A 14,504-nucleotide genomic window follows, 5' to 3' on the forward strand; every position below is an offset into this window, starting at 1 on the left:
GTATAATATGTGTCTGTCTGACTTTACAGCATCTTAATTCTCGGGCTGTATTTGTCCAGATTTTTCCTGTTAAATTCATCACCGCCCGGAACATTTGCACTGCGCCAGAACGGAGGTTCAACGCCTCTGGTCAGACATTCTTTGGCACACTCAATTTCAAGTCTGTGGGCTATGTAAAAGTCCGTCATATTGGAAATAGGACCTATCGGTGTATCAAAGCCGTCAAGTTTTACGACGGTATCGCCAAGCGGATTGTAATCGTCAATACAGACATCGGCCAAATCAAACAAATTTTTGCGGGAAGGATGGCGCAACTCATAGTCAGCCGGAATTTTTTCCTGCCATTCGGAGGAAGATACGGCTATTATCTTCGCCCCTCTCTCTTTGGCCTCCATGGCTGCATCTATCGTTGCGGCATTTGTCCCGATATTATGGAAAATTATCAAAACATCCTCTTTTTGCAAATTGTAATAATCCATAATCGCACGGCCATAATTAACGCATCTTTCAAGAGAGAGATATTTCTGCGCCTGATTAAATACCGAAAGTCCCGTTTCCATGCACGGATTGATGTTGCAAAGCCCGCCGGCCCGGAAAAACATTTCGCCTACAGGAAGTGTAGTATGTCCGCCGCCGCCATAAACATTTATAAGTCTGTCGGCTTCGATAGCATCCGCCATCAGCTTGGCGGCAGCACGGATATTGCCTGTCTGTTCCTCTTCAATTTTGTTTAACAGTTTGATAATAAGTGGCAGGTAGCCATTGGAATTGTCAATCATACGCTTATTCTCCTTTTTTAAAATTATTCTCCCGCAAGCAGTGAGCCATTGCGTCCCCTGACGAATGCCGCGAGTATCTTTACTTTATGCCGGACATAGCCATACTTTCGATAAACTTTTTCTGTGCGCCGAAAAAAACTATCAAAAGAGGCAAAGTACTGATCAGCGAAGCCGCCATAACAAGGTTCCAGCTCACTCCAACCTCATCGGCAAAGAGCGACAGCGCAAGTGTAGATGTATATTTTTTCGAGTCGGAAAGGTATATAAGCGGCAGAAAATAATCATTCCACGAATTAAAAAAGGTGTATATCACCAACGATGCTATCGTGGATGATGCCATCGGCAGAATTATCTTTATAAAAATTCCGAACTGGTCACAGCCGTCTATCTTGCCTGCATCCACAAGTTCATTCGGCACAGTGATGAAGTACTGTCTCATCATAAATACGCCGAAAGCTCCTCCCATACCGAAAATCTGCGGTACAATCAGTGCAAAGTGCGAGTTTGTAAGATTAAACTTGGCAAGTCCCAGAAAGGTAGGTATCGTAATAACCTCCACGGGCAGCATCATTGCCGAGAGAAAGAGAATAAAAAAGAAATTTCTTCCCGGAAACTTTATTTTGGCCAGTGCATAGCCTGCCAGTGTGGAAACAATAACCGTACCGACTGTTGTAAGGAAAGCAACTTTAAAACTGTTCCAGAGATAAAGTCCATAACTGCCGTTTGTGAAAAGGTCAATAAAGTTCTCAAAACGTACCGGATCAGGTATCCACTGCGGCGGAGAGACAAAGATTTTTGACGGTGTCTTGAGCGAAGTGGATAACATCCAAAGATATGGAAGAATCACAATCAACGATACGATAGTCATTATTATATATTTTATTCGCAGCGCTTTTTTAGTTCTCATAATGTACCCACTTCTTTCTCAGATTCCACTGAAGCAGCGTCAGCCCCAGTATAGCGATAAAAAGAATTACCGATAAGGCGGAACCGTACCCGAATTCATTCATTTTAAATGCCTTCTGATAAATGTAATATACCATCACGTAACTTGCTGTTCCCGGACCTCCGTTAGTCAGAACTTTAACCTGTGAAAAAACTTTTAACGAGCCTATCATAGTAATAATAATAATCAGAAAAATTGTCGGAGATATCATCGGCAGAGTAATTTTCCTAAATTGCTGCCATTTGGTAGCGCCATCAATCGCCGCCGCCTCATAGTACATATCCGGAACTTCCTGAAGTGCTCCGATAAAGATAATCGTATTCATGCCAAAGCCTTTTAACAGTGTCACCAGCACAACAATCGGAATAGCAAGGCTTCCGGTGTACAGCCAATTTGTCCCTTCAAGACCGAACATATTCAATACCATGTTGATAAATCCGCCATCGTTCTGCAGCATAAATTTCCAGATAAGTGCCCATGATACTATATTGGTAACGTATGGGGTAAAAATCATGGTACGGAAAAAACCGATTCCTTTTATGTTCCGATAAAGCAATATGGCAACTGCCAGACACAAGACAAGGTTTGTCGGTATAAGTAAAACTGTAAATTCAAGTGTATTTAAAACCGAGTCTATAAAAATTTTATCCGACGTAAATATTTTTATGTAATTCTCAAGTCCGCACCAGACACGGCCACGAAGCAAAGAAAACTTACATAGGCTCAAGTAGAATGTTGTCATAATCGGCGCCAGCACAAATATAATAAAGCCGATGAGCATAGGCAGAATAAAGATAAAACCGTAAATATAATCACGTCGTTCAAGTGTACTCGTCTTCTTTTTGATTTTTGTTTCTTTTTTTAATCTCATCTCAGGAGTTCAGCCTCCTTTATTTTATGTGTAAAATGGGGTGCATTAGCTGCACCCCATTAAATACACAAGTGCATACAAATTACTTTAAACTATACATTATGATGTGGAACAAAACTATTTGCTGCCCGCGATACAGATAAGAAATCCTTTTGATGATTACATCCCCTTATTGATTTAAAATCGGGTTAAGTTGTGCTTCCATATCGGCAACCATAGCCGCTGTATCGGCATAGGCACCGGCATACCAAGCTGAAAGAATTTCTTTGGTTTTCAGGTCCGCTTCATCATAGAAGTCGCAGGTCGGATAAAGCCGCGTGCTGCCGGACATTGGTTTGAGAATGGCTAATTTAAGAGCTTCTGAAGAAGGCCTGCCGCCCTGATCCAGATATCTTTCAGAATTAAGAATCGAGGCCCGCAAAGGACTGAAACTGCTTATCAAAAAGTCACTGCTCATCATTTCTTTGCTTGTGATATATTTGATAGCTTCCATAGCAGCTTCTTTGTGAAGAGCTCCCTTTGGAACCACATACGCCGCAACACCAACAGCAACCGGTGCGTTCTTATCGGAACCGCTCGGATTCGGGATGATATCCCAGTTAAAGTTGACATCACCAAGAGTTCCCTTAAGGGATATTGTATTTCTGGTGAAGCCCAGCTGCCCTGAGGCAAAATCAACCGAAGAATCCGGAGTCGGTGTCAGACCGCTTTCAATGCACTGCTTATACATATCAAGTGCAGCAATGCCTTCCGGCGTATTAATGGTACAGGCGCTCATATTTTCATTGAAGAAAGATGCCCCATTGCTCCAAGTCCAATCCAAAAGAATATTCCAGTCATTTGGCGACTGATAATTCCAAATGGAAAAACCGTATGTGCTGTCATTGAGCGCACTGATTTTTTTACTCATTTCAATCAGCTTTTCATAGGTCCACTCACCTTTGGCGGCAAGTTCATAGGGATCTTCAAGACCTGCCTGTGCAATAAGGTCTTTGTTGTAAAACCATACCCGAGGACTTGAGGTGAATGGAACAGCATAAAGTTTGCCGTCCATAATATAGTTTGCACAAACGGATTGAGAAAGATCGGAGAAGTCATAATCTTTGTCATTCATAATATCGCTGATATCCTCAAGATTACCGGTTGTAATAAATTGAGGAAGCATTGCTTCGCTCATCCACACCATATCATAAGATTGACCGGCAACAATCTGAGCTGATGTCTTGGTCACTATTTCCTCAAGGGGAACGAGAGTGATTTCAACCTTTATACCTGTTTTTTCGGTAAAGGCAGCGAACAGCTTGTCATAAGAAGCCTTTCGGCTGTCATTGCCCCATATAACCATACTTACTGTCTGTCCCGAAAGTTTTGAGTCAGATGATTCCTGTGCCGTCGATTCCTTTGCCGTTGATTCCTTTGTAGTCGGTTCCTTTGTAGTCGGTTCCTTTGTAGTCGGTTCCTTTGTGGGTTCCTTTGTTGGCGCTGATGTTTGACCGCATGATGACAGCGTAAGCATCATAACCATTGTAAGCAGTGTTGCTAAAACCTTTTTCATAATTTTCCTCCTTTTAAATTTTTATGTTATGGTACGGTCGCAATAAACAAACCGTTAAATACACGAAGAAAATAAATGAAACCATAAACAACATAGTGAATAAGACCATAAAACCGATTATTTTCGCTGTTTTTTTGTTTATATTTAGTATACATCAATTACACTTGCCGTGACAATGAAATATAAAACAAAAAATTCCGATATTTTACGATTTATAAAAATTAAAATTAGAATTCAGGTTAGTTTCAAATCCACCTTCGCCTCGTACACGCAAAAAAGAACACTGCAAAATGAAGAATCTTGCAATGCTCCTCTTTAATTTAAATCGGTATCGTATTGTCAGGCCGAGCCCCTGTTCTTATACTGCAGCGGTGTCACTCCCATTGTTTTTTTGAATACGTCTATAAAATGCTTGGTACTGTTATAACCGCACAACTCCGCAATTTCATATATCTTGAAATCGGAATTTGACAATAGATGCTTTGCCTTTTCTATACGCAGGTTTGTAATATAATCGGAATATTTTTGATGGGTTTCATTTTTAAACAGCATCGAGAGATAGTTGACACTTATATTGACCTTGGCCGCAACTGTCGGCAAGCTCAGATCATGGTCAAGATTGGCTCTTATATACTCTTTCACTTTGCATATGATTTTATTTTTTCCTATGACAGTCTGTGAACCGTTTTCCTTCGTGCCTTCGGCCGCATCAAGCTCTGCCTTTATTTTTTCCAATACTAAAGCAAATTGCTTGACATTCACAGGCTTCAACATATATTCTTGAACATTGTAACGCATTGCTGTTTGAGCATAGCTAAATTCCGAATATCCGCTTAATATTATAATGGCAACATTACTGCCGGATTCGCGTATTTTCTCAATCAATTCAAGCCCTGTCATCCCCTTATGCATAACAATATCCGTTATGACAATATCCGGCGGCTCTATCTGAAACTTTTCCCAAGCCTCATAGCCATTTGCACATTCGTATTTCACATACAGCCCATCACCAAACCGTTCAACAATACTTACTATCCCTGTTCGGATAATTTTTTCATCTTCAACCACCATCACTCCGTACATCTTTTCTCTCCTTCATATTAAGCCGAATAATAAATCTGGCGCCGTTTACACAGCTGTCATCAAGCTCAATGCCGTATCCGTCACCGAATATAAGTCCCAGCCGTCTATGAACATTTGCCAGTCCATAACCTTTACCGTTGTCGGAATGCTGCATGTTTTTCGCTTCATGCAGACGCCGCTTCAACTGTTCTTTGCTCTGTTTGGTAAACGGCAGTCCGTTATTTTCTATCGTTATTATCAGGTCGCTGCCCTTAGTAACCACATGCAAAAGAATATCTACCTCACTGTCACCTAAGGCATGCTGGACAACATTTTCTTCGAAAGGCTGCAAAAGAAGCTTAGGTACCTCAATATGCATATATTCGTCAGGACAGTTGATATCAAGACGATTAAGGTTACTATGACGAAGCCTTTGAATATCATGGTATGCCCGCAGAAAGCCAAGTTCATCTTTAAGTGCCGCAAAATGTTTTTCATTGCTCACACAATAGCGCATCATCTGTCCGAGATTGCTCACAACTTCAGAGATACCATAATTACCTGCCGCGACAGCCATCATATTTATCGTTTCAAGCGTGTTGTAAAGAAAATGAGGGTTTATTTGGCTTTGAAGCGCGGAAATTTGCGCTTCACGGCTGGCAATAGAAGCTTCATATACCTCATGTATGAGTGTTTCAACACTTTGTGTCATGCTGTTAAACATTGCTTCTAATTGCCCTATTTCATCACCGGAACGAACCATCATTCGCGTATCAAACCTCCCCTTACCCACCAGTTCCATTTTTTCTTTAAGGTTCAGGATCGGCTTAGTAAGCCTGCGAGAGAGCATTATAATAAGCAGCCACGCTACTACGAGCGAAATGATAAGAACATTGATAAGCTTTATATACAGTGCACGAGCTTCCGCATTAAGAGCCTCCGTAGACATTTGAACCGCTACGCTCAATCTGGTATTTCCGGAATTAAGTATTCTGTAATAGTAATGTTTGTCTGCTTTATCCGTAAGCTGTTTCATACTCACATCCACATCAAATGGATAAATACATTCACCCAAATCATTAAAAATATATACGATTGTATCGGCGGGAAGCTTTATTTCCGCGAGCAGCGCAGGAACGGCATCGCTTTTTAACGAAATAAACAAATATCCGAGCAGTGTGCCTTTTAGCGGCTTTTCAATCGCACGGCATACTACTATGGAGCCGTCGGATGATATAATAAAGGTGCGTCTGGGATCGGAATTGCACAGTCTGATCCATTCTTCCCCATTGTCTTTCCATTTATACATAAATCCTTTGTAAGAGATATAATTCCCGTCCATAAGATATAACGATACGTTGTTGATTACTCGTTTATCGTAACTGAAACTATTGATATAACTTGTGAGCAGATATCTGTCCTCGAAGCCGAACATGGAGTTTTCACTGCCTGTGTGCTTTTCCATTGCCTCCAATACCTTTTTGTCATAAAGCGGTAACAGAGTGAGTTCCTTCACACTATCAAAAAACTGATTAACCGCATAACTGAGATATTCGACGGCAAGAACCGATTGGCTCTGTATACTTTGATTCATATGCCGATAAATATTCGATCCGACTATGAGCGCCACTGCAGTAAAAGCAATTGTAAGCAAAAGGCAGAATAGTACTGCAAGCTTACCCCAGTATGGCAAATTGAATCTAAACTTCTGTATTAATGACGCCCTATATCTGCATTTCATGGTAGCACTCCTTTCCCATACGCAAAATTGGAAGTTCAGCCCACTCATTCAAAAACCACGATACTTTACTCATCGCTCCGCATAGGTATCTTTTTCTACCGCCATTATTATACAACATATTTAAAACCGATTCCAGTCTGATTATTTGTTTCCTTCCGGTTTTCCCCCGCACTTACCAGCGGTTTCTTTTTCTATATGGCTTCTGCTCCCTTCAAAAAAGATATTTTTGCAAAAACCAGCTAAATATGATATACTTATTCTTGTAATGACTGTCATTATTGTATAATCCCGCTGACCACCATTTCAGAAGGGAGAAACGTATGCGCAAATTAGATTATGCCTTTTGGGCAACCATTACCGCCGCCGGTATCGTGATTATCAGTATTTTTGTTGTTTCTTTTTATCTCGATCATCTTGGCGAATTTCCTTTGAAAGGCACTTATCAGGGGGAACTTTTCAGCCCGGCCAACGGACTATACAACATTAGTTTTAACGATGCGCTTCAGATTAATTTTTATTCGCCAGTAACGGGCGAACATTTTTCCGGCATCGCCACGCGCATGAATAAAAATAAGTATAACCTTGACTTTGGAAGCTTTCAGGCTTTCGGCGAGCTTACCGCGAAAAAAGAGCTTCAGCTTTCTATGCATGGTCAGAATTATCTTTTTTTGAAAAAGGAAAACTTTCCGATTTGGGAAGCCGGCTATGAACCAATCTGGGCAAAAGAAAAAGGAATGTAAAATTAGGAGGAAAACCATGAAAAAAATTTTAACCCGCAAAGAAACACCCATTGAGCAGACTTGGGATTTATCTGTTCTTTATGCCAGTACGCAGGCCTTTGAAGAGGCAAAAAGCAATTTGAAAAATACGGTCACTGATTTTAAGCACCGCTATGAGAGCTGGCTGTCCAATCCGGTCACGATTAACGCCTGCCTTGGCGAATACCGGGCAATCTTAAAGCAGATTTCCGACATTGCCCATTACGCAGAACTGGGCTTATCTGTCGATCAAACCAATAGCGAACAAATTGCTCAGTATCAAAAAACCGGCAGCTTTTTAGCGGAAATCGAAGCGCAGCTGAGTTTTATTGAAACCGAGATTTTAGGCCAGACCGAGGAAACCTTGACGGAGGCAGCCAAAGACGCAGAACATGGCCTTTATTTAAGCCGGCTTTTAAAGAAAAAAGCCCATATTTTAAGCAAGGACGCCGAAGCTGCTATCAGCGGGCTGGGCACGGCTCTGTCGGTTCCTTATCAAATGTATGATACGGTTAAGTTCGGTGATATTCACTTTAAGGATATTGAATATAAGGGCAAGGTTTACCCCCTGACCTACAATACTTTCGAGGGACATTTGGAATTGGAGCCGGATACAAAACTGCGGCGCAAGGCGTTCCGCCGTTTTTCCAAGGGTTTAGCTAAATATCAGCATACCACTGCCGGCCTTTATAATGCTCAGGTCAGAAAGGAAAAGACGCTGGCCACGCTCCGCGGCTATGACAGCGTGTTTGATTATCTGCTGGATAAACAGGAAGTCAGCCGTGAGCTGTATGACCGGCAAATTGATGTGATTATGGCGGAATTAGCGCCCCATATGCGCCGCTATGCCGGGCTTCTGCAAAAAGCGCATGGCCTGAAAAAAATGACCTATGCCGATTTAAAGATTGATTTAGACCCCAGCTACGCTCCGAACATAACTTACAGTCAGGCGAAGGAATACATTTTAAACGGCTTATCGGTACTGGGAAGCGATTATAATAAAATGCTGCGGGCCGCTTTTGACGACCGCTGGATTGACTACGCCGAAAATCAGGGCAAAAGCACCGGCGCTTTCTGCGCCAGCCCCTACGGCCATACATCCTTTATCCTGCTCAGCTTTAATCAAAAAATGAATGAAGTCATGACATTGGCGCATGAGTTGGGCCATGCCGGTCATTTTCAATTGGCCAACTCGCATCAAAATATTTTAAACGCCGAGTGTTCGCTTTATTTCGTTGAGTCGCCCTCGACCACCAATGAAATTATTATGGAAAACTATCTGCTCAAACACGCCAAAGACGACAGAATGAAGCGCTGGGTGCTGTCGCAGATGATTTCCAAAACCTATTATCATAACTTTGTTACTCATTTGCTGGAAGCGGCTTATCAGCGGGAAGTTTATAAAATTATCGACCAGGGCGGCTCGGTTCAGGCTGATACCTTAAACTCTATTTATAAAAAGGTGCTGTCCGACTTCTGGGGTGACAGTGTTGAGTTGACGCCGGGCGCGGAACTGACCTGGATGCGCCAGCCCCATTATTATATGGGCTTATATTCTTACACCTATTCCGCCGGTTTAACCATCGGCACGCAGGTAGCACGCAAAATCCTGGATCAGCCGGAAGTCGCCGAAAATTGGCTGAAAGCCCTATCAATGGGCGGCAGCAAGACTTTCAGCGAACTGGCGCAAATGGCCGGCGTTGATATCTCAACCGATGCTCCGCTAAGGGACACGATTGCTTATATCGGCTTGCTGATCGACGAAATGGAGCGTCTGACCAAAAAGCTCGAAAAATAAGGCTTTTCCCCATTCGGGATTGCTGAATTGCAAGTAAAAACATTAAAAACCCCGATACTAAGAAAATTTATTCTTATACCGGGGTTTTATATATATCACCAAGCTTAACTATTAATTTTGCAACGATAATATCTTTTCGTTCCACTTTTTCGTTTCTGAAACTATTCTATCTGTTCTTCCGCTTTGATTAACTTTAGCCGGTAAATTACCATTGTTCCGCCGGACGGATGGTTTTGAATGGTTATGCCATATTCACCGCCACATAAAAGCTTTATCCGCTGATCAACATTTTTCATGCCGACACCGCCTAATTTAGTCTTGATCAGGCCTGGCTCCTTGGCGCCTTTTTCGGGATGACAGCCAACGCCGTTATCCGTTACCGTGATTTTTAAATCCGCTCCCTCTTTTTCATAGCAAATAGCAATCTGACCTGCTTCTTTGGACGGCCGAATTCCGTGATAAATCGAGTTTTCGACAATCGGCTGCAAAATCAGCTTCGGCACGACTGCCGTCAGGAGTTTGGCTTCTCCGCTGATTTGATAGCTGATTTTATCAATATACCGCTGCTGCTGGATTTTCAGATAATTTTCGGTATGCGCCAACTCCAGCGCTAAGGGCACCATTGTTTGATTGATATTTAACGATACCCGCAGCATTTCGCCCAGTGCCTTGCTGACTGCAACCACCTTGTCATTTTCCCCAAACTCCGCCAGCCACAAAATCGTATCTAAAGTATTATATAAAAAATGCGGATTGATTTGGCTTTGCAGTGCTTTCAATTCAAAAATGCGCTTGGCGTTTTCCTGCCGGGCGATATCTTCCGTCAGCCGTTTAATCCGATCAAGCAGGGCGTTGTATTCCCTGGCCAGTGCTTTTATTTCTAAGGAACTGCGCCGACCGACCGTTAAATGTCCCCATTTCTCGTCCATTTCCTGCATCGCCTTTTGCAGCTCAAAAATCGGCTTGGTCAGCTTATTGGAAAGGGCAAAGCTGACAATCACACTCATCAGTACCAAGGACAAATTGACTGCCAAAATGGTTTTAATAAAACGGTTCTTTAGCCGACTGACATTTTCCATAGAAGAAATACCGATTAACCGCCAATCGGAATGAGGAATTTGATTTTTAATAATGATTTGACTGCCGCTGGCGCTTTCATCGGAAAGCTGGCGAAGTTCATCGGCTTTCATCTGATCCATTAAAATACTTTCATCGGGATGATACAACACTTGATTGCGTGAATCTAAAATATAGGCGTACCCGGTCGCTCCCAAGTTCAGCGCCGCAATATAATCTTCAATAAACTGATAACCGATATCAATCAGGACAACACCCAAGTGTTCTTTCTTTTCATCGACGATTTCATGGCTGATGGAAATAACCCAGCTGGCTTTATCCATTGTAAAATCGCCGTGCCGGATGGAAGTGATGGCCGGCATTTGATTAGAAGAAACCGCCGCCTTGTACCAGCTTTCCTCCATCATATTATCGGACAGCGGAATCGCCATATTGCTGTTGCTGGTGATGGCAAAGCCGTTTTTGGAAATAACAGCAATCGTTTGAATCCGCGGATCGCCCTTAGCTGAAATATTAACCATTCCGGCCAATGTTTCAATCGCCTTGCTATCGGCATTTTTCAGTGCTTCTTTGGTTTCCGCGTTCATAGCAATAAGGTCGCTTAGGGCTTTAATTTTTTCCAAATAGGCGGAAATATAATTACTGGCCTGAAAAACCGAATCTTCGGTTTGCTTTCTGATATTGCCCAGTATCATCTGGCTGGCTGAATAATACGCAATCGCCGACACCAGCAAAACGCACAGCCATGAGATTGCCAAAAAGGAAACGGCAATCTGAACATTGATTTTAGAAAAAAAACGCTTAATTTTCATTGTTTTCATTGGCTTGAATTCCCTGCCGGTACTGTTTGGGCGTAATGCTCCAAGTTTTTTTAAACTTGGTAATAAAATAGTTGACATCTTCAATTCCAACCGCTTCGGCAACTTCATAATTTTTCATGGTCGTAGAAAGCAGCAGCAGCTTCGCTTTTTCCATTCTTTTTTTATTGACATAATCCTGAAAAGGCACGCCGAAAATCTGCTTGACCATCACGCTGAGATAGCTGCTGTTAAAGCCGATATCGTCCGCCATCTTCGCCAGCGACAGCTCCGGCGAAAAAATATTTGCTTTTAAGTATTCGCTGACTACACCGGCTATGCTTGGAAAATCGGCTGGCAAATTGGCATTCTCTCTCTTTTCACTATCGGAGACCATTTCCGTACTTTGCAGTATTTTTTGATATTCCGCTTTTTTGCCGCGCTCGTTTAACAGTCCGGTGGTTTTGCGCAGTACCATCTCAATATCTGCTTTGGAAATCGGTTTTAAAATATAATCGTCCACCCTTGCCCGAATGGCCGTCTGTGCATATTCAAAATAATCATAGCCTGTTAAAATAATAACAAAAATGTCCGGCGATTGTTCCTTGATTTGCGCTGCTGCCGTCAGTCCGTCCATTTCCGGCATATTGATATCCATCAGTACAATATCTGGCGCTGCTTCCTTAACCGCTGCCAGCGCTTCCCGCCCGCTTTCGGCTTCTAAAATTTCAGAAATACCGGTATTCGACAAATTGGCGAGGGAACGAATCCCTCGCCGAATCAATGGTTCATCATCTACAATCAGCAGTTTATACATAAGCCGCTCCTATTTCTTGGCAAAACCCTTTACCGCCTAAAAGCGGCTCATCTAAGCCTAACCGGGCTCGCAAACATAGCCATCATTTTTAATACTGACAAAAGGCTGTTTTTATCTATTCAAAGGATAGCTCCTCTAAAAACGACGCTGCATTTTTATTTTATCAGCGGCAGCAAATATTCATAGCCCTGCGCTTTCATTTCTGCTTTCGGAATAAAGCGAATGGAGGCACTGTTAATGCAATAGCGCAGCCCGCCCGCTTCTTTCGGCCCATCTTCAAAGACATGACCAAGATGCGAGTCGCCCGTCCGGCTTCTGACTTCAGTTCTAATCATATTATAGCTTTTATCTTCCCGATATGTCAAGACGTCTTTACTAATTGGCTTAGTAAAACTCGGCCAGCCGCAGCCGGAGTCATATTTATCTGTCGAAGCAAAAAGCGGTTCGCCGGTCGCCACGTCAACATAAAGTCCAGCTTCCTTATTATCCCAGTATTCGTTGGAGAACGCCCGCTCGGTATCGTTTTGCTGCGTTACCGCATACTGAGCTTCGGTCAGCTTTTCGCGCAGTTCCTGAGCCGACGGTTTGGGGTATTTGGCCGGATCAATCACGATTTCTTTGGCTTTGTTTAAATCAATATGACAATAGCCGTTTGGATTTTTTTGCAGATAATCCTGATGATATTCCTCCGCTTTGGTAAAGTTATCCAGCGGCAGGTTTTCGATTTGGATTGGTTTATCGTACTTTTTTTGCTGCTCAGCCAAAAACTGGCGAATGACTTTTTCCTCGGCCGGGTCGGTATAATAAATGCCTGTCCGGTATTGCAGCCCTCTGTCATTTCCCTGCTGATTGATACTGGTGGGATCAACCACTTTCATATAATAGGTAAGCAAAGCCTGTAAACTGATTCTTTCCGGGTCGTATTTAACCTGTACGGTTTCGGCATGGCCGCTGTTGTTATAGAGCAGATCCTCGTATTTGGGATTGGGCGTATGGCCATTGGCATAACCGCTGACTGCGTCCGCCACGCCGTAAATTCTTTCCATATAGGCTTCTATTCCCCAAAAGCAGCCGCCTGCTAAATAAATTTCTTTTAACTTCACTTTAGAATAATCCGGTTTTTCCATTGCTGTTTTTTGTTCCTCCTTTTGTTTGTCCTGTTTTTCATGGGTTTGAGCCATCGGCTGCTTATTCATTGCATCTTGACTGCCACCGGCCGCCGCGCAGGCGGTAATACTTAGCGCCAAGACTATACCGGCCGCCGCTATTTTAAATAATTTCATTTGCCGCAATTTAATTTCACTCCTTATCCTTCTCTTTGTACTGTGTTTCTTATTTCGCCAAACTCCGCTCTACGCCTAAAAAAGACTGTTCTGCCACCCATGAGAAAGCAGAGTTATTTTATCTCCGCTAAAATCTTTTCGATTTCCTCACTGCCGGCATGCCCCGGTAAAAGTTTTGCCAGCACACCGTCCGAGCCAATAAAAGCCGAAGTCGGATAAGCCCGCACACCATAAGCATCGCCTACCTGTGCGCCCTCGTCAAACAGTACCCTGATATTGGAATAACCCAAGGTATCAAACCACTTTATGAACTCCTCTTTGCTTTTTTCGCCGCGTACTCCCGGCGATACAACGGTCACAATCTCAACGTCATTGTCTTTCCCTGCCAAGGTATTTAGTTCTTCTAAACCAGCCAGACAAATCGAGCACCACGAAGCCCAAAACTTGACATAAACTTTTTTGCCCTTAACGCTTGCCAAAGAAAACTCATTGTCGTCCTTATCCTTAAGAGTAAAATCAGCAGCCATTTCACCGTCATTCATTTTTTGACTGTCCATTTCTTTATCGGCCATTTTGGTTTCTTCCATTGCTCCTTCGCCCATTTTTTTATCCATCTTCATTTCATCCATTTTGCTGTGTTCCATTTTATCAGCAGCCATCTGGTCATTCATCGGCTGTTCAGACTTCATACTACTGGATGCCTCCAATTTTTCCGGCATTTTTGACATGGTTCCACCTTGATTATTGGCTCCACATGCTGCCAGACTTAACATCACTCCCATAACTACTGCGCCTAATTGATATTTTTTCATTTTTTTCTCCTCATTTATTCTTTCATGATACCTGTGTTATGCAAACTTACTTGCAAAAGGCTTTTCATTTAATAATGTCCTTATTATAATCTCTTTTCTTAGGCGCAGTAATAGAAAATCATTGACAAAAACTTGAAAATTATTGCAAAAAACGACATAATCTCTCCGGTATTTCATTCACTCAATAAAATACCACCGAAACCAGCCG

General features: G+C 42.6%; 12 protein-coding genes. 2 read left to right on the forward strand and 10 right to left on the reverse strand.

The window, feature by feature from the left end:
- Positions 1 to 23: 23 nt before the first annotated feature.
- The 6 genes from C3V36_11330 to C3V36_11355 form a co-directional block, all read right to left on the reverse strand.
- Positions 24 to 779, reverse strand: coding sequence for a sugar isomerase (locus C3V36_11330; protein AVM69778.1), 756 nt, complete (start codon positions 777 to 779; stop codon positions 24 to 26).
- 79 nt (positions 780 to 858) lie between these two features.
- Positions 859 to 1,686 carry a sugar ABC transporter ATP-binding protein gene (locus C3V36_11335; GenBank protein AVM69779.1) on the reverse strand — a complete coding sequence of 276 codons (828 nt, stop codon included), beginning with the start codon at positions 1,684 to 1,686 and terminating at the stop codon, positions 859 to 861.
- Entirely contained in the window at positions 1,676 to 2,596 is a 921-nt protein-coding gene (locus C3V36_11340) for a sugar ABC transporter permease (GenBank protein ID AVM69780.1), read from the reverse strand. Before C3V36_11340 ends, C3V36_11335 begins: the two co-directional genes overlap by 11 nt.
- Before the next feature lie 169 nt (positions 2,597 to 2,765).
- Entirely contained in the window at positions 2,766 to 4,151 is a 1,386-nt protein-coding gene (locus C3V36_11345; protein AVM69781.1) for a hypothetical protein, read from the reverse strand.
- Positions 4,152 to 4,490: 339 nt separating this feature from the next.
- Complete coding sequence (locus tag C3V36_11350; protein AVM69782.1) at positions 4,491 to 5,234, reverse strand: DNA-binding response regulator; 744 nt, start codon at positions 5,232 to 5,234, stop codon at positions 4,491 to 4,493.
- Entirely contained in the window at positions 5,212 to 7,002 is a 1,791-nt protein-coding gene (locus tag C3V36_11355) for a hypothetical protein (protein ID AVM69783.1), read from the reverse strand. The genes C3V36_11350 and C3V36_11355 overlap by 23 nt, the downstream gene beginning before the upstream one ends.
- Positions 7,003 to 7,274: 272 nt before the next feature.
- Between C3V36_11355 and C3V36_11360 the strand changes: the two genes are divergently transcribed.
- Positions 7,275 to 7,694 carry a hypothetical protein gene (locus C3V36_11360; GenBank protein AVM69784.1) on the forward strand — a complete coding sequence of 140 codons (420 nt, stop codon included), beginning with the start codon at positions 7,275 to 7,277 and terminating at the stop codon, positions 7,692 to 7,694.
- Positions 7,695 to 7,710: 16 nt separating this feature from the next.
- Entirely contained in the window at positions 7,711 to 9,510 is a 1,800-nt protein-coding gene (gene pepF / locus C3V36_11365) for an oligoendopeptidase F (protein ID AVM69785.1), read from the forward strand.
- Positions 9,511 to 9,671: 161 nt separating this feature from the next.
- On the opposite strand, the gene C3V36_11370 is transcribed toward pepF, so the two are convergent.
- The 4 genes from C3V36_11370 to C3V36_11385 form a co-directional block, all read right to left on the reverse strand.
- Positions 9,672 to 11,486, reverse strand: coding sequence for a sensor histidine kinase (locus C3V36_11370; protein AVM69786.1), 1,815 nt, complete (start codon positions 11,484 to 11,486; stop codon positions 9,672 to 9,674).
- Complete coding sequence (locus C3V36_11375; protein ID AVM69787.1) at positions 11,389 to 12,201, reverse strand: DNA-binding response regulator; 813 nt, start codon at positions 12,199 to 12,201, stop codon at positions 11,389 to 11,391. The genes C3V36_11370 and C3V36_11375 overlap by 98 nt, the downstream gene beginning before the upstream one ends.
- 155 nt (positions 12,202 to 12,356) lie before the next feature.
- Positions 12,357 to 13,484: a peptide-methionine (R)-S-oxide reductase gene (locus C3V36_11380; protein ID AVM69788.1), complete on the reverse strand. Its 1,128-nt coding sequence runs from the start codon at positions 13,482 to 13,484 to the stop codon at positions 12,357 to 12,359.
- A 113-nt stretch (positions 13,485 to 13,597) separates the two neighbouring features.
- On the reverse strand, positions 13,598 to 14,041 hold the full coding sequence (locus C3V36_11385) for a thioredoxin (GenBank protein ID AVM70536.1): 444 nt from the start codon (positions 14,039 to 14,041) through the stop codon (positions 13,598 to 13,600).
- Positions 14,042 to 14,504 lie beyond the last annotated feature (463 nt).

Source organism: Lachnospiraceae bacterium oral taxon 500 (assembly GCA_002999035.1).
GTDB lineage: Bacteria > Bacillota > Clostridia > Lachnospirales > Vallitaleaceae > W11650.

Excerpts from the sequence above, each read along its gene's own strand:
- C3V36_11330 (AVM69778.1), bottom strand. The coding sequence starts at position 779 with ATGATTGACAATTCCAATGGCTACCTGCCACTTATTATCAAACTGTTA.
- C3V36_11335 (AVM69779.1), bottom strand. The coding sequence starts at position 1,686 with ATGAGAACTAAAAAAGCGCTGCGAATAAAATATATAATAATGACTATC.
- C3V36_11340 (AVM69780.1), bottom strand. The coding sequence starts at position 2,596 with ATGAGATTAAAAAAAGAAACAAAAATCAAAAAGAAGACGAGTACACTT.
- C3V36_11345 (AVM69781.1), bottom strand. The coding sequence starts at position 4,151 with ATGAAAAAGGTTTTAGCAACACTGCTTACAATGGTTATGATGCTTACG.
- C3V36_11350 (AVM69782.1), bottom strand. The coding sequence starts at position 5,234 with ATGTACGGAGTGATGGTGGTTGAAGATGAAAAAATTATCCGAACAGGG.
- C3V36_11355 (AVM69783.1), bottom strand. The coding sequence starts at position 7,002 with ATGAGTGGGCTGAACTTCCAATTTTGCGTATGGGAAAGGAGTGCTACC.
- C3V36_11360 (AVM69784.1), top strand. The coding sequence starts at position 7,275 with ATGCGCAAATTAGATTATGCCTTTTGGGCAACCATTACCGCCGCCGGT.
- pepF (AVM69785.1), top strand. The coding sequence starts at position 7,711 with ATGAAAAAAATTTTAACCCGCAAAGAAACACCCATTGAGCAGACTTGG.
- C3V36_11370 (AVM69786.1), bottom strand. The coding sequence starts at position 11,486 with ATGTCAACTATTTTATTACCAAGTTTAAAAAAACTTGGAGCATTACGC.
- C3V36_11375 (AVM69787.1), bottom strand. The coding sequence starts at position 12,201 with ATGTATAAACTGCTGATTGTAGATGATGAACCATTGATTCGGCGAGGG.
- C3V36_11380 (AVM69788.1), bottom strand. The coding sequence starts at position 13,484 with ATGAAATTATTTAAAATAGCGGCGGCCGGTATAGTCTTGGCGCTAAGT.
- C3V36_11385 (AVM70536.1), bottom strand. The coding sequence starts at position 14,041 with ATGGACAGTCAAAAAATGAATGACGGTGAAATGGCTGCTGATTTTACT.